Below are 21,013 nucleotides of genomic sequence, written 5' to 3' on the forward strand. Positions count from 1 at the left end.
ATGTTCGTGATCAGGTTGAAGGGGTTGGCGGTTGATTCGGCCTGTTGCCGCCAAAGCGGCGGCGAAGGCCAAAAAGCGTGTCGGCGAGGCCGAAGAGGGACAGGGCGGCGACCATGACGCCCTGCGTCAGGAATAGCAGCACATAGAGACCTGCCAGAATGAAGCCGCGTCCCGGCTTGCCCTGGGTGCGTTCATGAATGGCGGCGAGGCCCTGCAGGGTGAACGCCATCAGGAAGGCACCGAAGATCGCGTAGCCGAGAGCGCCGATGAAACCGTCGAACTGGACCAGGACGAAAGCCAGAACCGGGGCCAGCAGAGCGGAGCGCGGCATCGCCAGTTCCGGCATCGGAGACCAGGGGCGCGGCAGGCGCTTGGACACGGAGACGACCTTTGCCGCGAGCCAGAGATAAAAGGCCAGGAACATCGTGAAGCCGAATGCGGACAAAGCAGGTGTCGCGGTGGCAAAGGCGTCGATCATGGCTTCGCGGGCGTCCTGGCTGCCTTGCTCAGGGACTTCGAAGAACATGTCGACGAAGGCTTCCGAAATCTGGCGCGCCCTGGTCTGGAAGGCGCTGTAATCGCCGTCGGACGAGATGATGCCAGTGGCCACGATGGTGAGAGCAGCTGTCGCCGCAACCCAGGCCAGAAGACGTCCGACCGGGTACCACTCCATCGCGCCTTCAGCCGTCGGGCGTCCCAGCAAAGCCAGATAAGCGAGCCACCAGGCGGGCAATCCGGTGATGACCGCGAAGCCAAGGGCGCTGACGGGCGAGGCGGTGAAGACAGCAATCGCAAGCGCGCCGACGAGCGTGGCCACGAGCCCGGAGCGATGATTCCAGCCGAGCGAGACGATCAGGACGGGCACGGGAGCGAGCATGTACAGGACGGCAGCAAGCGGCGTCGCTTTGACGACCACCACTGTCAGAAGGGCCGATACGAGGCCCGCGCCGATGCCTGTTGCGATAAAGTTCATGGTTCTCGCTGTCCCGCTGCTCACTGGCAGGGTTAGGGGCCCTTTGCCCCAACTGACCCGGCGGGGTTTCACCGCTGGGCGAAAATTGGAAAAGCGGGCTGCACGCGGCAGCCCGCTGAAGGCTTATTAGCGGATCACGTAGGGCAGCAGGCCCAGGAAGCGGGCGCGCTTGATCGCCTGAGCGAGCTCACGCTGCTTCTTGGCCGACACGGCCGTGATGCGCGAAGGAACGATCTTGCCGCGCTCCGAGATGTAGCGCGACAGGAGCTTCGTGTCCTTGTAATCGATCTTCGGCGCGTTCGGGCCCGAGAACGGGCAGGTCTTGCGACGACGGAAGAAGGGGCGACGGCCGCCGCCAGCGCCACCAGTAGCACCAAATGCCATGATCAGATCTCCTCGCCTTCGCCGCCTTCGAAGCCGCCATCGCGCTCACGGCGCTCGCGGTCCTTGCGCTCGTCACGGTCGCGCTTCTGCATCATCACGGACGGCTCGGTCTCGAGCTCGTCGACCTTGATGGTCATGAAGCGAAGGATGTCTTCGTTGATGCGCATCTGGCGTTCCATCTCAGCCACCGCAGCTGCGGGAGCATTGAGGTTGAACATCGTGAAATGCGCCTTACGGTTCTTCTTGATACGGTAGGCGAGGGACTTCACACCCCACATCTCGGTCTTCTCGATGTTGCCGCCGTTCTGCTCGATAACGCCCTTGTACTGGTCGACCATTGCTTCGACCTGCTGGGGCGTCACGTCCTGGCGAGCCAGGAAGATATGCTCGTAGAGAGGCATAATGGGCCTTTCTCAGGTTTGAGGTTCAGGCCTGAAGCACTGTTTTAAGTGTTCAGGCCGGTTTCGCGCGTCCGATCGGCGCCAAGCCCTTCGAGCCTGCAAGGCCCGAGCGGTTGTCGAAGGCGGAGACACGGGACGACGGGAGTTAAAGCCCCTATGCGGCAAGCCGCACCGTCCGTTCAGCCCCCGGCCGGAGCGAACGCGAAGCGGGGGCTATAGTCGATTTGGTCTGGAATGGCAAGGGAGACGAGGGGCTGCGCCTGCATTTCCGGCCGCCCCGACTGTGAGAAGCCTTGCATTCCAGAAGGCGCGGCTCATCCTCTTCCAGAGGTGAGAGGGCAGCGGAAGCGGCAAGCAAGAATGTTCTCACTTTGTTCTTGACTGCCGCTGCAAGCTCGGCTATATCGTTTCCTGTCCTGGTTCACCGAGGGGCGCGCTCGCGAGGCGTCGTGACTGTGGAGCCGGGGCACGGTCCTGCCGGATGAGCTGACCGCACAGCCGCCGGGCAGGAGGCCGCCCGCATGTCGCAAGTGACCGATGCGGTGTCCGCCTAAAGAAGCCGTGCGCGAGGAGCCGTTCGGTTCCACGCTTCCACCTCAGATCGAGCCGGACCGCTCCTCGCGCGACCCCTCGACCCATTCACCCTCGGGCCACCACGCCGCGAGGACGCTGCCGCGCGCCCGCAGGCTCTTTGACATTCATCCAGAGCTAAGAGGGCTCCAGCCTGGGTTCAGGGCCTAGGAAATGAGCGGCTCTCTGCTACAAAAGATTCTATGAAAGCTCCTCCTCTTCGCCTTGGCGTCAATATCGATCACGTTGCCACCGTCAGGAATGCCCGTGGAGGCATCCATCCGGACCCCATCCGGGCCGCCCATATGGCCGTGCTGGCAGGCGCGGACGGGATTACGGCCCATCTTCGGGAGGACCGGCGGCATATCCGCGACCAGGATATGGAGCGCCTGAAGCGCCAGCTCTTCGTGCCGCTCAATTTCGAGATGGCAGCGACGCCGGAGATGATCGAGATTGCCACCCGCATCCACCCCCATGCCTGCTGCCTCGTGCCGGAAAAGCGAGAGGAGCGGACGACGGAAGGGGGTCTCGACATCATCGGCGGCGCTTCCCATCTGCGTCCGATGATTCAGCAGTTGAAATCCCAGGGTATCCGGGTGTCCCTGTTCGTCGAACCCGAGGTTGCGGTCATGGATGCCGCCTGCGACCTGGGCGCGCCCGTGGTCGAGCTTCATACCGGCACCTATTGCGAGGCCGTCGCCGCTGGCGATGAAGCCAGGGTCGCTCACGAACTGGAGCGCCTGCGCCGCGCCGCGGCTCATGGGGCGGGCATCGGCCTCGAGATCCATGCGGGTCATGGGCTTGCCCTCGATTCGGTTCGCCCTGTCGCGGCCATTCCGCAGATCGTGGAGCTGAATATCGGCCATGCTCTGATCGGCGACGCTATCTTCATGGGGCTCGACGAGGCCGTTCGCTCCATGCGCGCCGCCATGGACGAGGGCAGGGCGCAGGTGGCGGCATGATCCTCGGAATCGGGTCAGACCTCTGCGACATTCGCCGAATCGAGCGCTCCCTCGACCGCTTCGGCGACCGCTTCACCCACCGCATCTACACGGAGGGCGAGCGGGTCCGCAGCGATCGCCGCGCCGCCCGCGCGCCTTCTTACGCCCGGCGTTTCGCCGCCAAGGAGGCCTGCGCGAAGGCCCTCGGGACGGGCTTAAGCCAAGGCGTGTTCTGGCGGGACATGGAGGTGGTCAATCTGCCGAGCGGTCGCCCGACGATGCGGCTGACCGGCGGGGCCCTGGAACGGCTGTGGAAGATGACGCCGGAGGGGTACGAGCCGTTCGTCCATGTCTCTCTGACCGATGATCCGCCCCTGGCTCAGGCCTTCGTGATCATCGAAGCCCTCTCCATAGCGGAGGCGTCTACATTGCGGCGAACCCCGCCATAGGCTAGAGCATGGCCTGAGCGAAGGGCAGGCGCCGGCATCTGGCGCCCGGCTGCTCGAATTCTCGAGAGCGGTTTGCACTTGGGGGCACTGAAGTGCAAACCGCTCTCGACTTTGCGACAACATAGGCGGCTCATGCCGCCACGTTCCTCAAGCATAGGTCGATCGACGTGAGCGACAACGCCAAGCAAACCATGAGAAATTCCGTGAAGAAGAAGGAAGAAGAAGGCCTTTGGGAAACCATCAAGGTCATCATCCAAGCGCTTTTGATCGCGGTGGTTGTCCGCACCGTCCTGTTCCAGCCCTTCAATATTCCCTCGGGCTCTCTCATCCCGACCCTGCTGATCGGCGACTACCTTTTCGTTTCCAAGTATGCCTATGGCTACTCGAAGCACTCGATGCCCTTCAGCCCGCCGCTCTTCTCCGGTCGCATCTTCGGTTCCGAGCCGAAGCGCGGCGACATCGTCGTATTCAAGCTGCCGAAGGACAACTCGACCGATTATATCAAGCGCGTGGTGGGCCTGCCGGGTGATCGCATCCAGGTGATCGCGGGCGTTTTGCATATCAACGGCCAGCCGGTTCAGCGCGAGCGTGTCGAGGATTACAAGACAACGGACGAATACGGTCGTCCCACCGCCGTTCCTCGCTACAAGGAGACCTTCCCTGACGGTTCGAGCCATTTTGTGATCGAGCTGAAGGGGGACCGCGCCTATTGGGACAACACGGATGTCTACACGGTGAAGCCTGGTCATTACTTCATGATGGGCGACAACCGGGACAATTCCACCGACTCCCGCGACGAGGCGAATGTGGGACAGGTCCCGGCGGAGAATCTCGTCGGTCGAGCGGAGATCATCTTCTTCTCCATCGATGAAGGCGCGTCCCTGTTCCGCTTCTGGGAATGGCCGCAGCGCATTCGCTGGGATCGCATGTTCGAGCGGATCCATTAAGCCGTGGCCCGTCGCAAGCCGAACTATGACGAGTTGCTGAAGAAGCTGGAATATCAGTTTCAGAAGCCCGAACTTCTCGATGAGGCTCTCACCCATGTGAGCGCCCCCAAGGCCAGCGGAAAGAGCTATCAGCGTCTCGAGTTCCTGGGCGACCGGGTGCTCGGCCTTGCCATTGCCGCGACGCTCTACGAGACGTTCCCGAGTGCGCCCGAAGGCGAACTCTCGCGTCGACTGGCGGAACTGGTGCGCCGTGAAAGTTGCGCCGAGATCGCCGTTGCCTGGGATGTGGGACCTTACCTCAAGCTGGGCGCGGGCGAAGCGCATTCCGGGGAGCGGCGCAATCAGACCATCCTGGCGGATGTGTGCGAAGCGATCATCGGGGCCGTATTCCTCGACGGCGGCTATGAACCTGCAAAAGCCCTCGTGGAACGCTCGTTCAAGGCGCTGCTCGAAGCGCCGCGCCGTCCCCTGCGCGACCCCAAGAGCGCGTTGCAGGAATGGGCGCAAGGACGAGGCCTGCCGCCTCCGACCTACACCATCGCGGAGCAGACCGGCCCCGATCACGCGCCCAAGTTCCGCGTCATGGTGAAGGTGAAGGGCACGGAAACCGAATTCGGGCTCGGCACATCGAAGCGTATTGCGGAACAGGCCGCCGCGCGTAGTCTTCTCCTCAGAGAGGGCGTCTGGACGGAGGACGAGCATGGAAAATCTTGAGCCGACCAACACCAAGGCAGGTTTCGTCGCGCTCATCGGCGCGCCCAATGCGGGCAAGTCGACGCTGCTCAATGCGCTCGTGGGCTCCAAGGTCTCCATCGTCTCGCGCAAGGTTCAGACGACGCGCGCTCTGGTGCGTGGCATAGCGATCGAAGGCGATACGCAGATCGTGTTCGTGGACACGCCCGGCATCTTCAAGCCGAAGCGTCGCCTCGACCGCGCCATGGTCACCTCAGCCTGGGGTGGAGCTGGGGACGCCGACGTCGTTGCGCTGCTGCTCGACGTGCGCAAAGGGATCGACGAGGAGGCCGAGGCGATCCTCGACAAGCTGCCCGAGCTGAAGCAGCCGAAGGTCCTCATCCTCAACAAGATCGATCTGATCGAACGCTCGAAGCTTCTGGAACTCGCCGCGAAGCTCAACGAGAAGGTGCCATTTGCCCATACCTTCATGATCTCGGCCCTGAAGGGTGATGGCATCAAGACGCTTAAAAGCCAGCTTGCCGCCATGATGCCTCCAGGCCCCTGGCTCTATCCGGAAGATCAGATTTCCGACGCGCCGCTGCGCATGCTCGCGGCCGAGATCACCCGCGAGAAGATCTACGAGCGCTTGCACGAAGAACTGCCGTATCAATCAACTGTCGAAACGGACCAGTGGCAGCAGCGTCCGGACGGCTCCGTGCGCATCGAGCAGACGGTGTTCGTGGAGCGCGACAGCCAGCGCAAGATCGTGCTCGGCAAGGGCGGCCAGACCATCAAGGCCATCGGCCAGGCGGCCCGCAAGGAGATCGCCGAGATCGCGGAGGCACCCGTGCATCTCTTCATCTTCGTGAAGGTGCGCGAGAACTGGAGCGACGATCCCGAGCGTTATCGCGAGATGGGATTGGAATTCCCGAAGGGCTGAATCGTTTGAGGATTATCGCGCTCTTATCAAGCGCGGTAAGCCGTTCTCAAGCCGCCCCAATGACGTCCGAGGACGCGGATCGGAGTGTCCACTTCCTGCATCATCACGATCTTTCCGCCGCCCATGTCGCGGGCATAGGCCTGCACGATAAAGGGACGTGTCGAGCGCGCAGCCGTGATGCCGGCGCGGTCATCAAAGATGCGTTTGTTTCGGCAGTTGGCGGCGTTCCAGACCGGATCGTTCGCGCGCTGGGGCTGTGAGTAGATTCGGTTATGCACCGGGATGTAGCCGTTGCGGTCGATTGCGAGGCAGAAGGCCATCGTAGCGTCGGAGGCCAGTACCTTTTCGAGCACGGACGGCAGGATTTTCTCGAACACGGGAAGATAGGCGGTGCTGTACTGCGCAGGATCGGTGCCGGAGAGGGGCTGGTAATCCGTATCGAAGACGGCATCACGGGAAATGCTCCCGTCCTTCACAGCCTGCTCGATGAGGGTCTCGACCTGGCGCGCGGTTTCCTGGGCCAGCAGGATGCGCGGCTTATAGGCTGCCTCGACTTGGCCGACGAAGCTCTCGATACGGCTGCGGGCCTCAGTGGTGGGATGATCGAAAGCGCAATGAAGGCCCATGGGGCTTGAAGCGATGATCCGAATGTCAACGCGGCCCATCTCCTGCGTCTCGATCTCGGCACGCTGACCGGGGGCCATGCGCACCGTGTCGGTCCCTGCCAGAAGCATGCCGCCAGTGCTGATATCGATCAGCCGTGAGGTGATGCTGTTCGCGCCGATCCGGATTGTGACGGGACGTTCGACAGGGAAGCGATCCGATTGCCGCCTGTCGCCGAGTTCGCTCTGGCGAATGACCGTGACGAAACGCTGCCCCAGAGCCTTTGCCAAGCCGTCTGCTGTCTTCGTGGCCTGATCGGCCTGGTTCGCACGCTGGCTCGCATCGAGAGAGATGGTGTCCACGTCGCCCGCGCGGTCGCTGACCTTGCCCACGCTGCTCGACGTAACATTCGCGAGGCGCGAGACCTCATCAATGGCTACATTCTGTTCGCTGACTGCCTGGCGCACGGTATCGAAGACGGGACGGACACCCTGCACGACGTCGACGACCGATGTCACGGCGCTCGTGGAAGCCTCCGCCGTTTCGCGCAAATGGTCGATGCGCTGGCGGATGTTGTCAGCAGCCTTGGCGGTTTCTGTCGAGAGGGCCTTCACCTCGCTGGCGACGACTGCGAAACCGCGTCCGGCCTCGCCAGCGCGCGCCGCCTCGATGGTGGCGTTGAGCGCCAGAAGATTGGTCTGGCGGGCAACGGCGGAAATCGTATCGACGATGCCGACGATCTCAGCGGTCGCTGAGGAAAGCTGGGTAATGAGAGCACCCGCTCTTTGCGCCGCCAGGACCGCATTGTCGATCTGCTCGTTCGCGTGATCCATCGCTCGGCCGATCTCGGAGGCCGTCGTGGCGAGTTCTTCCGTCGAGGAGGCCAGCGAGAGCGTCTCACTCGAAGCGGTGCGTCCTGAAGCTGCGAGTTCCTCTGCATGCGTGCGGATCTCGACAAGATCCTTCTCCACCGCCGCGACGTCGGCTGCGGCTACGGCAATGGCTTGGGTGACTCCCTGAATCGCTTTCAGCACGTCTGCTTCCAGCGAGTTTACGACCTCTACATCCCGTACATCCCGCTTCCTGTCGCTCACGGGAATGGGATCAGGTGTAGCCAATGGCTCAAAGGCCGCAATGTCTTGAGAGGATTCTTGAGGCGTGCGACGTCGCAGAAGACCGAGCATTATCGTCCCGTTCTTATGATTATTGATTCCCTGGCGTCATTGTGGTGATCGAAGCCTGCGCGAAGCTGGCGCGGATAAGAAGAAATCCCGGCGATTGTCACATCGCCGGGTGATAGTGTTTCAAGAATCTCAACCGCGCGTGTTACTGCTGGTTCTGGCCTTGCAGCAGCGGTGTGATGCGACGGAGAGTGACGCGACGGTTCTCCTGTTCGGGACCCTGCGTATTCACCTTCAGATACTGCTCGCCGTAGCCCTGTGTGGTCAGATTCTCGGCGGGGATCTGGAACTGCTGCGTCAGGATCGTCGCAACCGTTTCCGCACGGCGATCGGAGAGGGTGAGGTTGTCCTCGTCCGAGCCGACCGCATCGGTGTGACCTTCCACGAGGAAGATCTCGTTCGGGTTGCGGGAGATGGCCTGACGCAGACCTTCGGCGATGACACTCAGAGCGTTCACCTGATCCGGCGGCAGTTCCCAGGAGCCGAACTCGAAGTTGATCGTGTCCAAGTCCACGCGGCGCATGCGCTCACGCAGCGGCTGACTGCGGCGGACCTCGTCGAGAGTATACGCGCGATCGATGCGCTCCACCGGCGGGGCAGTGAAGGCTTCTATGATCTGCGTCGGGGAAGCACGCTCCGTTTCCACGATGTATTCCTCGCGCGGAATGCGGACCACCGGCGGCGGCAGCCTGAGCACGTCCTCTTCCACGTAGCCATAACCGGGGCGCACGCCGATGCCGCTGCGCCGGTTCTCGATGAGAACGACCTCGCGACCGGCAGGCTCGCGCCTCACGCGGCGGATGAGATTACCGTATTCGTCGCGCACCGTGACGATCTCCGAGCCATCGGGCCGACGAACGATGGTGACCTCCTCATTGCCGCCGCGCCGTTCCACGCGGACGTCATCGGCACCGTAGATACGGCGGAAGCGTTCCGTTTCGTCGTGGCGGATGATGATGTCGTTGCCCTCGCGGACGATCTCGCGGTTGCCCGGCTCCTCGATGATGACGCGGTTGCCCTCCCTGCGCTCACGCCGTTGGCTGCGCAGATCCTCGATTCGTACACGCGATGCATCGAGCGGCTGTTGAGTTGCCTGGGGAGCTGCAGGGGCCGGAGCAGCGGCTGCCGGTGGCTGGGTACGGGGGGCCGCAGGTGCTGCCGGAGCGGGCGCAGTCTGAGCCGGAGCAGGGGGCGTCGGCGCAGGCTGCGTGCGGGGCGCCGGAGCCTGCGTCGGAGCCGGGGGCGTGGGCTCGGTTCGTGGCTGTGTCGCCGTTGGCGGGGTGCGGCGCTGCTCACGTTCGGGCTGCGGTACATCGCGGGTACTTGGCGGGCTCGGTGCAACGCGGGGCTGGGCTGGTGCCGGCGGTGTCGCAGGCTGCACGGCCGGAGGCGTTGCAGGACGTGCCGGTGTTTCAGGTTCCGGCTGGCGCTGGCGCTCCGCCGGGCGCTGGTCGCGCTCCTGAGCGCCGGGACGGGCGGGACGCTCCGGCGTCTCGACCGGCGGGCGAGTCCGCTCGGCAGGAGCCTGTCCAGGGCGAGCCGGGGTCGCCGGTTCGGCACCGGATGGCGGTGTCGGGCGTGCAGGGCGTTGCTCTTGGCGCTCGGCCGGCTGGCGCTGCTCGCGGCCTGGGCGCTGAGCCGGGCGCGTTTCTTCCTCAGGGCTCCCGGCGCGGGGCAGCCGCGGGGCCTCGGGGGCTGTTTCCTGACCACCGCCACGGCGTGGACGCTGGCCGCCTTCCTCATCCGCTCCGCGCCGCTCCTGACGGCGCTGCTGGCCGGGAGGGGCCTGCTCATCCTGTCCCTGCTGACTCTGGCGGGCTCTCGGAGGCAGCTGGGGCTGGTCGCCGGACTCGGCCTGAGCGAGAGTGATAGGAGCTGAGGTCTGCGGTTGGAGCGCCGAAGCGTTTGCCGACAGCATCATCAGCGGGAGAGCGGTGCTTGCAAGAAATAGATTGGTGATTTTCATGATACTCAATTCACGTTCTGAGATTTAAGCTGATCGGGAATGCTAAGGTTGTCGCTTTGGTTCCATTTTGGGGTATTTCGGATCTTTGGAAATATCTTAACAATTTTGCGCGATGCTGTTGTAAAACCTGGCAAAAAGCCGGCTGAATGCTTACATCAGGACTTCAGCCGATTGGGCTTGAAGAAAGCACCCGCTCCCGATGCGCTGGACCGATGAAGGCGTCGTTCTCGGCGTCCGCAAACATGGCGAGACGAGCGTCATCCTCGAACTGATGACGCGCGAGCACGGCCGCCATTCGGGCCTCGTCCATGGTGGCCGCTCAAAGACTCTCCAGGCCGTGCTCCAGCCGGGCAACACCGTGCAGGCCACATGGCGGGCGCGGCTCGATGAGCATCTCGGCAATTTCCAGGTCGAGGGATTGAGCTTAAGGGCCTCTCGTCTCATGAACTCGTCTATGGCGCTCTATGGTCTTGCCGCGCTGGCGAACCTGTTGCGCTTCGTGCCGGAACGGGATCCGCATTTTGGTCTCTACGAAACCTTGACCGTTCTGGTCGACCACCTGGACGACCCGGACCTTGCCCCGGCCCTCTTCGTGCGGTTCGAGCTCGCCATGCTGTCCGAACTCGGCTTCGGGCTGGACCTGTCCTCCTGCGCAGCGACAGGCACGGAAAGGGACCTCATCTATGTGTCCCCGAGAAGCGGACGGGCGGTGAGTGCGGCGGCGGGAGAACCCTACAAGGACCGCCTGCTCAAACTTCCCGGTTTCCTGATCGGCCAGATGAAAGCCAACCGCCCGAGCGAGAGTGAAATCCGGGCCGGATTTGCACTCACGGACTTCTTCCTGCATCAGAACGTCTTCGACCCTCAGGGGCAGCGGGCACCGGAGGAACGGGCGCGTTTCGTCGCACTTGCGACAGCTGGGGATGAATAAGGTTTGTTTCTGTTATGTTCTCATTTCAGGTGATAAAGAAGCGATTCGCTATTGAGGAATTCAGGTAATGGGTAAGCCGGTCAATCCACCGTCTGGCGGCGACATCGAGAACATCAATCTCAAGGACGCCTTGGAAGAGCGTTATCTGGCCTATGCGCTCTCCACTATCATGCACCGTGCCCTGCCGGACGCGCGAGACGGGTTGAAGCCCGTCCACCGCCGTATCCTGCACGCCATGCGGCTGTTGAAGCTCGATCCGAAGTCCGCGCCGAAGAAATGCGCCCGCATCGTCGGCGACGTGATGGGTCAGTACCATCCGCATGGTGACCAATCGATCTATGACGCCCTGGTGCGCATGGCGCAGGATTTCGCCCAGCGCTATCCGCTGGCGGACGGGCAGGGCAATTTCGGCAATATCGATGGTGATGGCGCTGCCGCCATGCGCTACACCGAAGCCAAGCTGACGGAAGTTGCGCGCCTGCTTCTGGAAGGCATCGATGAGGATGCCGTCGATTTCCGCGAAACCTACGATCAGGCGAACGAAGAGCCGGTGGTGCTGCCCGCCGCTTTCCCGAACCTGCTCGCCAATGGCTCGCAGGGCATCGCGGTCGGCATGGCCACCTCCATCCCGCCACATAACGCGGCGGAGCTGTGCGATGCCGCGCTGCATCTCATCTCGAAGCCCAACGCGACCTCCGAGCAACTGATGCAATTCGTGCCGGGGCCGGATCTTCCGACCGGCGGCATCATCGTCGACACGCCGGCTTCCATGGCCGAGACCTACAGCACGGGCCGTGGCTCGTTCCGCGTGCGTGCCCGCTGGCACAAGGAGGATCTCGGACGCGGCAACTGGCAGATCGTTGTTACCGAAATCCCGTATGCGGTGCCGAAGTCCCGCCTGATCGAGAAAATCGCGGAGCTGCTGCAGGAAAAGAAGCTGCCGCTGCTGGCGGACGTCCGCGATGAATCGGCCGAGGATATTCGCGTGGTCCTGGAGCCGCGCGCCAAGACCGTCGACCCGATCATCCTCATGGAGTCGCTCTTCAAGCTTACCGAGCTTGAAAGCCGCATTCCCATGAATGTGAACGTGCTCGCCGGCGGCAAGGTGCCGAAGGTGTTGAGTCTTGCGGAATGTCTGCGCGAATGGCTCGACCATCGTCGCGAGGTGCTGATCCGCCGCTCCAAATTCCGCCTCTCTGCCATCGACAGGCGCTTGGAGATCTTGGGCGGTCTACTCATCGTCTATCTCGATCTCGACAGAGTGATCAAAATCATCCGCGAGGAGGACGAGCCGAAGGCGGAGCTGATGCGCGTCTTCAAACTCACCGAGGTTCAGGCCAACGCCATCCTCGACACGCGCCTGCGCTCGCTTCGCAAGCTCGAGGAAATGGAGCTCAAGCGCGAACAGAAGAATCTGCAGGAAGAGAAGGCCAAGATCGAGGAACTGCTCGGCTCCGAGAAGATCCAGTGGAAGGCCGTTGCCGCCGATATCAAGGAGGTCCGTAAGACCTTCGGTCTCGATACTGCTCTCGGCAAGCGTCGCACCACCTTCGCCGAGGCGCCGGACACCTCCGACATCGACTTCGCGGAGGCCATGATCGAGCGCGAGCCGATCACGGTCATCGTCTCCGAGAAAGGCTGGGTCCGCGCGATGAAAGGACATCAGGAGGATCTCTCCTCGCTGCAGTTCCGAGGCGACGACAAGCTCAAGACGGCCTTCTTTGCGGAGACTACCTCCAAGATCATCGTGGTGGCGAACAACGGCCGCTTCTTCACGCTCGATGCATCGAAGCTTCCGGGTGGTCGCGGTTTCGGTGATCCGATCCGCCTGATGGTGGATCTGGAAGAAGGCGCGGATTTCATCGCAGCCTTCCCGTACAAGGCGGGTTCGAAGCTCCTCGTCGTAAGCTCCGATGGCCGCGGCTTCATCGTGCCCGCCGATGAGGTCACGGCGAATACGCGTAAGGGCAAGCAGATCCTCAACCTCGATGCACCGGCGACCACGGTCGTCTGCACCGATGCTCAGGGCGATCACGTTGCGATCATTGGCGAGAACCGCAAGCTCCTGATCTTCCCTGTCAAGCAGGTGCCGGAGATGACCCGCGGCAAGGGCGTGCGCCTCCAGCGCTACAAGGATGGCGGCGTCTCCGACGCCAAGGTCTTCACATTGAAGGAAGGCCTGACCTGGAAGGACACGTCCGGCCGCACCTGGACAGTTGCCAAGGAGGATCTGCGCGACTGGATGGGCGACCGCACCGAAGCCGGCCGCCTGCCGCCGAAGGGCTTCCCGAAGTCGAACAAGTTCGGGGAGTGAGCGGCACTCCCGTGTCTTTCTGTTAGGTCGGTCATGAGCGATCCCGGATGGTGTGAGCCAGTCCGGGATCGTACAGAGGATACTTTCCACGTCATGGCCGTCCCCGGACTTGATCCGGGGATCAGCCGGCCATCCTGGTTTAGAAGAGCGCTGCGCTTCTCGTCATCGAGATCACGGCACAAGGCCGGTGATGAAGTGTCTTAGCCCTGATCCGCCGTCCCGCCGGTCGTCTCCGTCGGATTCTGCATGTCGGCTGGTACGGGGCCGCGTTCGCCGGCCCCGCGTTCCAATCTGGCTGCGATTTCCGCCACGTGTCGTCCCTGGAAGCGTGCGCCTCCAAGCTCGTTCTCGCTCGGCTGGCGAGAGCCGTCGCCACCTGCGAGCGTCGTCGCACCATAGGGAGTGCCGCCCGAGATTTCGTCCATCTTGGTCTGGCCCGGATAGGAATAGGGTAAGCCGACGATGACCATGCCGTGATGCAGCAGCGTGGTGTGGAACGAGGTGATCGTGGTCTCCTGGCCACCGTGCTGGGTGGCGGTGGATGCGAACACGCTGCCAACCTTGCCGACGAGCGCACCCTTCACCCAGAGGCCGCCGGTCTGGTCGAGGAAGTTGCGCATCTGTGCCGCCATGTTGCCGTAGCGCGTGGGAGTGCCGAAGATGATGGCGTCGTAGTCAGCGAGTTCGTTCGGGCTTGCAATAGGCGCGTTCTGGTCGATCTTCATGCCGGACTTGCGCGCGATCTCCTCAGGCACAAGCTCAGGAACTCGCTTGACGGAAACCTCGGTGCCGGGCACCGAGCGGGCGCCTTCCGCAATGGCCTGAGCCATCGTCTCGATGTGACCGTAGGAGGAATAGTAGAGGACCAGGATCCTCGCCATTGCGCATCCCTTCATGCTCGAGGGTCTCGCAACGAACGAGCGGCTCGTGCCGTTGTTCCAGCCGTTTTTTGCAGAGGGCCTTATGCTCACGTTTGGGCGAGGCCTACCCCACTCGCACCCAGCCATGACCTCCTAAGCGCTCTTGCGGGGTGAAGCGGGCCTTGTAGCCCATCTTCTTCGAGCCCTCGACCCAATAGCCGAGATAGAGATAGGGCAGGCCCATCATTCGCGCGCGCCGGATGTGATCGAGAATCATGAAGGTGCCGAGGCTTCGATCCTGTTGGTCCGGGTCATAGAAGGAATAGACCATCGATAGGCCGTCGCTCATCACATCCATCAGACTGACGGCGATGAGATTACCTTCACCCCTACCCGTGATGCCGCTGTCGATGCCACGCCGACGATACTCGATGAGCTTCGTATCAACATGGCTGTCCTCGACCATCATGGAGTAGTCGAGCACCGACATGTCCGCCATGCCGCCATCGGCATGGCGCGCGTCCACGTAGCGGCGGAAGAGCGCGTATTGCTCCGAGGATGGGCGGTTGGGAATCTCGTGGCCGATCAGGTCGACATTGTTTTTCAGAACGCGTTTCAAATTTCCCGAGGGTTCGAATTCATCGACGAGAACGCGAACCGACACGCAGGCGCGGCAGGTGTCGCAGGCCGGTCTGTAGGCAATCGTCTGCGAGCGTCGGAAGCCGCCTTGGGTGAGGATCTCATTCAGCTCGCGGCCGCGCCGGCCGACGATATGCGTGAAGACTTTCCGCTCCTCCTTGCCCGGCAGGTACGGACACGCTGAGGGCGAGGTGAGATAGAATTGCGGTGCGTCGCGGGAGTGACTCGTCAAGCCGGAAAGCCTTGTGGAGAAACCTTGAGCGCTGATTCAACGCTTAGAGAATAACATTGGTGCCCGCCCCGTCCAGGAAAAGAGGAGGGATGTCGCAGTCTCCTTAGTCGACGCGGATGATCATCATGCCCGTGAGCAGATCGCGGATGAAGCGTCCGTCATTGCGCAGGAAGCCGACGAGCACGTCGCAGAGCCAGAGCAGGAAGGTCGAGATCGCAACGTAGAAGAACAGGGCGTGCACGGCCGCGGCAAGCATGGAGACGCGTCGTCCCGTCGTCGGATCGATGACGCGGAGGCCCATGGTGCGCATGCCGACCGTCGCCTGATTGGGACCGCCGATGGTCACTGCGTTGTAGACGATGAAGATAAGGGCAGTGAGGGGCAGAGCGAAGAACAGGCCCCACCCGAGCCCCAGGGTGATGATGCCGAGGAAAAAGATACCGATGGAAATCAGCACCACCCAGAGCGCGATCACGAACAGGTCGATGAGATAGGCCCAGAACCGGCGCGCGATGACACCTTCCGTCAGGCGGGTATCGGCCTGATAGGCGTTGTACTCGATGGTCGGCGGGTAGGGCCGATTGACCATTGTCGTAAATCCTCAATAGGCGGTCTCAGAGAGGCAGCGGGAGTCGATCCGCTGCGGAGCGAGCCCCTCCGCCTTCAGGGTCTCGAACACCTCCAATGTATGTTGTCTGTCGCGAGTTTCGATAGTGATGTCGATCGAAACACCCTTCGCAGGCACATCGAGGAAGAGACGGCCGTGCGAGACCTCGAGGATGTTCGCGCCGAGACTGCCGAGGAGGCTCGCGACGCGGCCGAGAAGTCCTGGCCTGTCATGGGAGGTGATGCGGAAGGAGGTGATACGGTCGTCGCGCTCCAATTCGCGCACCATGACGGACGCAAGGATGCGCGCATCGATATTGCCGCCGCAGAGCACGAGACCCACCTGCTTGCCCTCGAAGCGCTTCGGCTCGGCCAGCATCGCGGCAAGGCCCGCCGCACCCGCTCCTTCGGCCATGGTCCGCTGCAAGGTCGCATAGGCGTTGACCGCGCGCTCGATCAGGGGCTCCTCAACGAGGATGATATCGGAGACGAGATCGCGCACGATGGGCAGAGGCAGCTGCCCCACGGTCTTCACCGCAATGCCTTCAGCCAGCGTCGCGCCGCCGATAGGCCGGTCCTCGCCCTTGATGGCGTTGGTGAAGGAGGGGTAGAGCGATGCCTCCACGCCGACGATCTCGATGGAAGGCTTGATGGCCTTTGCCGCGACGGTGATGCCCGAAATCAGACCGCCGCCGCCGATGGGCACGATGATCTGGTCGAGGTCGGGCGCATCCGCCAGCATCTCCATCGCGATGGTGCCCTGGCCGGCCATCACCTTCGGATCGTCGTAAGGATGGACGAGAACCGGGCCTTCCGCCTCGATGATCTCGCGGACGCGGTGAGCGGATTCGTAGAGGGTTTCGCCGTGAAGGATCACGCGCGCACCGTAAGACCGGGTGTTCTCTGCCTTCACCAGGGGGGTGCTTTCCGGCATGACGATGGTGGCTGGAATGCCGAGGCGGCGAGCGTGGTAGGCTACAGCCTGAGCATGATTGCCGGCCGACATGGCAATCACCCCGCGCTTGCGCTCCTCTGGGGTGAGGCTCTCCAGCTTGTTCACCGCGCCGCGCTCCTTGAAGGAGCCCGTGGGCTGCATGTTCTCGTGCTTCACGTAGACATTGGCGCCCGTGCTCTGCGACAGGCGCGGGGCGGGCACGAGCGGCGTGCGCAGTACCTGACCAAGGATCATGCTGGCTGCGTGCTCCACATCCTGCAGGGTGATGGCGTAATCGGCCAAGGTTTCCTCCAGATTTTTATTATACCCCTAAACGGGCCTTGGTGTTGGTTCTTGAAAGCCCAGTAGGCCTCCGGGCCGGAAGATCAGAAAGACGACGAGCGCAGCATAGAGAGCGATGTCACGCGCTTCGATCGGTAGATAAGCCGACCAGATGGTTTCAAACAATCCTATAATGAAACCTCCTAACAGGGCACCGGGAACCGAGCCGATACCCCCAATGATTGCGCCGATGAGAGCTTTGAGGCCATATTGGAAGCCGCCGGCGAAGCCCAAGCCTCCATATTGCGCTACGATCAGCATGCCGGAGAGTCCGGCCATTCCGCCTGCCAGCGCCAGCGTCTCGGTGAGAAGGCGGGGGCCGTTGACGCCCATGAGGGCCGCGGCCTTGGCATCATCTGCATAGGCGCGCCAGGACCGCCCAAAGCCTGTTGCCTTCATCAGCCAAAGAAGGGCGAGCGCGGCAGCAAGGCCCAGACCAGATGTGAAGAGGCTGATCGGCGTAAGGCTGACCAGAAAGTCCTCCGAACGGGCAATGGGCAGGGCTTCCGACCAGATCGGGGGCAGCCAGACCGTTACGGGGCTCTGCACGAGGCGTAGGTATTCCATCAGCGCGAGCGACAGGCCGACGGTGGCGATGAGGCTCGGCTGGGTGCTGGCAGTCGTGATGCGGCTGATGGTGAAATATCCGCCGACGGCACTGTGCATGGCGCCTGCGAACAACGCGCCGACGAAGCCGATCGCGATGCCAAGAAGCGGAGAGTTCAGGCCTGACGCCAGAACCAGAGAGGCTCCCGTGACCGTTGCCGCCGAACCGATCGCTGCCAACTCGCCAAACGCCAGATTGACTCGTCCGCTCAGCCCGAAAACGAGAGCGAAGGCGACGGAGAGGAGCGCGTAGATGGCGGTGCGCGGCAGGCTGACCAGGATCTGCTGCGCCCAATAGGCAAGGCCGGCGGGAAGCTCGATCACATCCGCCGCAGGCGGGCTCCCGGGATCGGCGGCGACGCCTTCCGGTGTGTTGAGATAGTACTGTTTCAGGAGATAGAGACTCGCGCCCGAGATCGGCCCTTCCTCCGTGGCAAGGCCGGTCAGTTCCGCTTTGTTGAGCGAAAGTCCCGCTGCGGCGAAGGTGCAGACGGCAAAGCGGTCGAGCGGTGGGCGATCTGGATATTGGGCCGTATAGAGGACCCTCAAGCTCTGCGGAGTGGGGCCTTCTTGGATGCGATGCACGACGATCGCCGCGCCTGGATTGAGCGCGGGCAGGGCGGACCGGCACACGCGCGCCTGATCCGCGTCGATGGACAATCCGCATGCCGCAAGGAAAAGCAGACCCGCAAGACAGGCAATCGGACGCCACGCCCTGAGGAAACCTGCCCCCTTCATGTGCGGCCTTGCGCGGTCAGGCTTGAGCCTTCAGCTTCTCGGCCACCCGCGGCGCGAAATAGGTCAGGATGCCGTCGGCGCCCGCACGCTTGAAGGCGAGCAGACTTTCCATCATGGCGCGCTCGCCATCGATCCAGCCGTTGTTGGCGGCACCCTGGATCATCGCGTACTCGCCCGACACCTGATAGGCGAAGGTTGGAACGGCGAAGGTCTCCTTCACCCGCTGCACGATATCGAGATAGGGCATCCCCGGCTTGACCATGATCATGTCCGCGCCCTCTTCGAGATCGAGGGCGACCTCGCGCATGGCCTCGTCCGTGTTGGCCGGGTCCATCTGATAGGTGCGCTTGTCGCCGACGAGCGTGGCATTGGTGCCGATGGCGTCGCGGAACGGACCATAGAAGGCCGAGGCGTATTTTGCCGCATAGGACATGATCTGCACGTCCTCGAAGCCTGCATCGTCGAGTGCAGCGCGGATCGCGCCCACGCGCCCGTCCATCATGTCGGAGGGCGCAATGATGTCGGAGCCGGCTTCAGCCTGAAGAACGGCTTGCTTGGCCAGAAGCGCCACCGTCTCGTCATTGAGGATTTTCTCGCCATCGAGCACGCCGTCATGGCCGTGGCTGGTGTACGGATCGAGCGCGACGTCCGTGATCACGCCGATCTCGGGCGCAACGCGCTTGATCTCACGCACGGCGCGGTTGACGAGGTTTCGAGGATTGAGGGCTTCGGAACCCGTATGGTCGCGGAGCGCCGGGTCGGTATAGGGAAAGAGCGCGATGGCGGGCATGTTGAGACTTGCAGCCCGCTCGGCTTCTATCGCCACCTCGGCAATGGTCAGGCGCTCCACACCCGGCATGGAGGCGACCGGCTGGCGGCCGCTTGCTCCCTCGACCACGAAAAGTGGCCAGATGAGGTCGTTCGTCGTCAGCACGTTCTCCCGCACGAGCCGCCTGGACCACTCGGCCTTGCGGTTGCGTCGCAGGCGGTGGGGCAGTTTCAGGGAGGAAGCAGCTTCCTGGACCGCGGGGCGGGGGAACGGCGACAGTTTCGACATGGTCCTCATCCGACGTCGGCTTCGCTGCGCCGACGAATATGGAAGAGGGGTAGCACATTTAAAACGCTCTAAAAAAGGGCTCGGCGTCGCATCAGGAACAATACGGAGGGAAAACCGGCTCAGGGCAGCCATGCATTGACGGTAACCTTGCACCCTGTTTAATCCGCAAGCAGGCTTTAGAGAGACAAGCGAGGGGAGCGCTCCATGGACGAGAACGCGGAAGTCATTTGCGAAAAGCAAGGCCAGGCCGGTGTCCTCACCCTCAATCGACCGCGCGCCCTCAATGCCTTGACCCTCACCATGGTTCGCGAGATGCGCCAGGCCCTGGAGACCTGGGCCAAGGATCCGCAAATCACGCGCGTGATCGTGCAGGGGGCAGGCGAGAAGGCTTTCTGCGCAGGGGGCGATATCCGCCGCCTGACCGATCTCCTGCAGGCGGGGGAGCGCGACGAGGCGCTCGCGTTCTGGAGGGAGGAGTATCAGCTCAACATTCTCATCAAGCGCTACCCGAAGCCGTACATCTCTCTCATCGACGGCATCGTGATGGGCGGTGGCGTCGGCATATCCCTTCATGGTTCATACCGGGTCGCGGCCGAGCGCTATCTCTTCGCGATGCCGGAGGTCGGCATCGGCTTCTTTCCCGACGTAGGCGCGACTTATGCCCTGCCACGCCTTCCAGGCCAGACGGGCATGTATCTCGCACTCACAGGCGAGCGGGTGAAGCGGGCTGATGCCGTGATGCTGGGTCTTGCCACCCATTCCGTCGCGAGCGAAGTCATCGAGTCTCTGCGTCAGACACTGATCGCCGGCGAACCAATCAATGAGGCCCTGGCGAAGGCCGCGAGCGATCCAGGTCCCGCGCCTCTGAGTGAGCATCGTGCCGTTATCGATTCCTGCTTCTCTGCCGAGAGCGTGGCCACCGTGCTTCAGCGCCTCGACGAGGCGGCGGGCAAAGGCTCGGAATTCGCCGCCAGGACAGCGGCAGGTATGCGCACGAAGTCGCCCACAAGCATGTGCATCGCCTTCGAGCAGGTGCGCCGAGGCGCGTCCCTCGATTTTGAGGAGGCCATGAAGACGGAGTTCCGGATCGTCTCCCGCATCGGCGAGGGCAAGGACTTCTTCGAGGGCGTTCGCGCGGTCCTGATCAACAAGGACAACCAGCCTCGCTGGGAGCCGGCCTCTCTCGATGCCGTGAAGCGTGAGGCCATCGACCATCACTTTGCGAGCCTCGGTCCGCACGAACTGGAGACCGCTTGATGCCCCGCAACGGCAACCATGGCGTACCGAACGACGCAGCCCGGGATTATCTTTCCGACAGGATTGAGGAACGCCCGTCGGCTCCGGCCGCCATGCGCTGGAGCTTCATTCTCACTTGGTTCATGCGGGTGCTTGCGATCCTCTGGATCATGAAGGGGTTGAGTTCCTGGGCGGTTATCCTCGGCATCTGGACGCCGGCCGGCCAGTTCGAGGCCCGCACCATGGGCTATCAGACCACTATTATCTATTTCGCCCTGATCGACCTCGTCGCCGCTGTGGGCTTATGGATGGCGAGCACCTGGGGTGGAATCATGTGGCTGCTGGCCGTCATGAGCCACCTGATTCTTGCGGCCTTCTTTCCCACTATTGTCGCGAGCAGCCTTCTGACGATCCTGTTCTTTCTGACCTTGATCGCCATCTACATCGCGGTGTCCTGGCTGGCAGCTCGGGAAGAGTAGGAAATATTT

20 protein-coding genes are annotated in these 21,013 nt (G+C 62.7%); 9 read left to right on the forward strand and 11 right to left on the reverse strand.

Going from position 1 to position 21,013, the window contains the following annotated elements; genetic code table 11:
* Positions 1-10: 10 nt before the first annotated feature.
* The 3 genes from ACUXUR_RS01560 to rpsF form a co-directional block, all read right to left on the reverse strand.
* A complete protein-coding gene (locus ACUXUR_RS01560; protein ID WP_445500569.1) occupies positions 11-973 on the reverse strand; it encodes a DUF2232 domain-containing protein in 963 nt (320 codons plus the stop codon).
* Positions 974-1,099: 126 nt separating this feature from the next.
* On the reverse strand, positions 1,100-1,357 hold the full coding sequence (gene rpsR, locus ACUXUR_RS01565) for a 30S ribosomal protein S18 (protein WP_047187140.1): 258 nt from the start codon (positions 1,355-1,357) through the stop codon (positions 1,100-1,102).
* Between the two features lie 2 nt (positions 1,358-1,359).
* On the reverse strand, positions 1,360-1,758 hold the full coding sequence (gene rpsF / locus ACUXUR_RS01570) for a 30S ribosomal protein S6 (protein ID WP_445500570.1): 399 nt from the start codon (positions 1,756-1,758) through the stop codon (positions 1,360-1,362).
* Positions 1,759-2,531: 773 nt separating this feature from the next.
* On the opposite strand from rpsF, the gene ACUXUR_RS01575 reads away from it, so the two are divergent.
* The 5 genes from ACUXUR_RS01575 to era all read left to right on the forward strand — a co-directional run bounded on the left by ACUXUR_RS01575 (position 2,532) and on the right by era (position 6,280).
* Positions 2,532-3,290 carry a pyridoxine 5'-phosphate synthase gene (locus ACUXUR_RS01575; protein WP_445500571.1) on the forward strand — a complete coding sequence of 253 codons (759 nt, stop codon included), beginning with the start codon at positions 2,532-2,534 and terminating at the stop codon, positions 3,288-3,290.
* A complete protein-coding gene (gene acpS, locus ACUXUR_RS01580) occupies positions 3,287-3,718 on the forward strand; it encodes a holo-ACP synthase (protein WP_445500572.1) in 432 nt (143 codons plus the stop codon). Before ACUXUR_RS01575 ends, acpS begins: the two co-directional genes overlap by 4 nt.
* A 191-nt stretch (positions 3,719-3,909) precedes the next feature.
* Positions 3,910-4,665 (forward strand): signal peptidase I, encoded by a 756-nt coding sequence (lepB, locus tag ACUXUR_RS01585; protein WP_445500871.1) that lies wholly within the window; start codon positions 3,910-3,912, stop codon positions 4,663-4,665.
* A gap of 3 nt (positions 4,666-4,668) precedes the next feature.
* A complete protein-coding gene (rnc, locus tag ACUXUR_RS01590) occupies positions 4,669-5,379 on the forward strand; it encodes a ribonuclease III (protein ID WP_445500573.1) in 711 nt (236 codons plus the stop codon).
* Positions 5,366-6,280, forward strand: a complete 915-nt coding sequence (gene era / locus ACUXUR_RS01595; RefSeq protein WP_445500574.1) for a GTPase Era — start codon at positions 5,366-5,368, stop codon at positions 6,278-6,280. The genes rnc and era overlap by 14 nt, the downstream gene beginning before the upstream one ends.
* Positions 6,281-6,306: 26 nt before the next feature.
* On the opposite strand, the gene ACUXUR_RS01600 is transcribed toward era, so the two are convergent.
* Entirely contained in the window at positions 6,307-7,917 is a 1,611-nt protein-coding gene (locus ACUXUR_RS01600; protein WP_445500575.1) for a methyl-accepting chemotaxis protein, read from the reverse strand.
* 292 nt (positions 7,918-8,209) lie between these two features.
* Positions 8,210-10,030, reverse strand: coding sequence for an OmpA family protein (locus tag ACUXUR_RS01605; RefSeq protein WP_445500576.1), 1,821 nt, complete (start codon positions 10,028-10,030; stop codon positions 8,210-8,212).
* 199 nt (positions 10,031-10,229) lie between these two features.
* Between ACUXUR_RS01605 and recO the strand changes: the two genes are divergently transcribed.
* On the forward strand, positions 10,230-10,961 hold the full coding sequence (gene recO, locus ACUXUR_RS01610) for a DNA repair protein RecO (protein ID WP_445500577.1): 732 nt from the start codon (positions 10,230-10,232) through the stop codon (positions 10,959-10,961).
* A 67-nt stretch (positions 10,962-11,028) separates the two neighbouring features.
* Positions 11,029-13,275 carry a DNA topoisomerase IV subunit A gene (parC, locus tag ACUXUR_RS01615; RefSeq protein ID WP_445500578.1) on the forward strand — a complete coding sequence of 749 codons (2,247 nt, stop codon included), beginning with the start codon at positions 11,029-11,031 and terminating at the stop codon, positions 13,273-13,275.
* A 200-nt stretch (positions 13,276-13,475) separates the two neighbouring features.
* Here parC and wrbA read toward each other — a convergent pair whose 3' ends face one another.
* The 6 genes from wrbA to hemB all read right to left on the reverse strand — a co-directional run bounded on the left by wrbA (position 13,476) and on the right by hemB (position 19,289).
* Positions 13,476-14,156 (reverse strand): NAD(P)H:quinone oxidoreductase, encoded by a 681-nt coding sequence (gene wrbA, locus ACUXUR_RS01620; RefSeq protein ID WP_445500579.1) that lies wholly within the window; start codon positions 14,154-14,156, stop codon positions 13,476-13,478.
* A 103-nt stretch (positions 14,157-14,259) separates the two neighbouring features.
* Positions 14,260-15,006 carry an arginyltransferase gene (locus tag ACUXUR_RS01625; RefSeq protein WP_445500580.1) on the reverse strand — a complete coding sequence of 249 codons (747 nt, stop codon included), beginning with the start codon at positions 15,004-15,006 and terminating at the stop codon, positions 14,260-14,262.
* 103 nt (positions 15,007-15,109) lie between these two features.
* Entirely contained in the window at positions 15,110-15,595 is a 486-nt protein-coding gene (locus ACUXUR_RS01630) for an RDD family protein (RefSeq protein WP_445500581.1), read from the reverse strand.
* Positions 15,596-15,607: 12 nt separating this feature from the next.
* On the reverse strand, positions 15,608-16,849 hold the full coding sequence (locus ACUXUR_RS01635) for a threonine ammonia-lyase (RefSeq protein WP_445500582.1): 1,242 nt from the start codon (positions 16,847-16,849) through the stop codon (positions 15,608-15,610).
* Between the two features lie 27 nt (positions 16,850-16,876).
* On the reverse strand, positions 16,877-18,232 hold the full coding sequence (locus tag ACUXUR_RS01640; RefSeq protein ID WP_445500583.1) for a branched-chain amino acid ABC transporter permease: 1,356 nt from the start codon (positions 18,230-18,232) through the stop codon (positions 16,877-16,879).
* A 16-nt stretch (positions 18,233-18,248) separates the two neighbouring features.
* The gene (gene hemB / locus ACUXUR_RS01645) at positions 18,249-19,289 is read right to left on the reverse strand and encodes a porphobilinogen synthase (protein WP_445500584.1); all 1,041 of its coding nucleotides are present in this window, start codon (positions 19,287-19,289) and stop codon (positions 18,249-18,251) included.
* A 204-nt stretch (positions 19,290-19,493) separates the two neighbouring features.
* On the opposite strand from hemB, the gene ACUXUR_RS01650 reads away from it, so the two are divergent.
* A complete protein-coding gene (locus tag ACUXUR_RS01650; protein ID WP_445500585.1) occupies positions 19,494-20,546 on the forward strand; it encodes an enoyl-CoA hydratase/isomerase family protein in 1,053 nt (350 codons plus the stop codon).
* Positions 20,546-21,004: a DUF6163 family protein gene (locus ACUXUR_RS01655; RefSeq protein WP_445500586.1), complete on the forward strand. Its 459-nt coding sequence runs from the start codon at positions 20,546-20,548 to the stop codon at positions 21,002-21,004. The genes ACUXUR_RS01650 and ACUXUR_RS01655 overlap by 1 nt, the downstream gene beginning before the upstream one ends.
* Positions 21,005-21,013: the final 9 nt, after the last annotated feature.

The organism is Microvirga medicaginis (assembly GCF_052658925.1).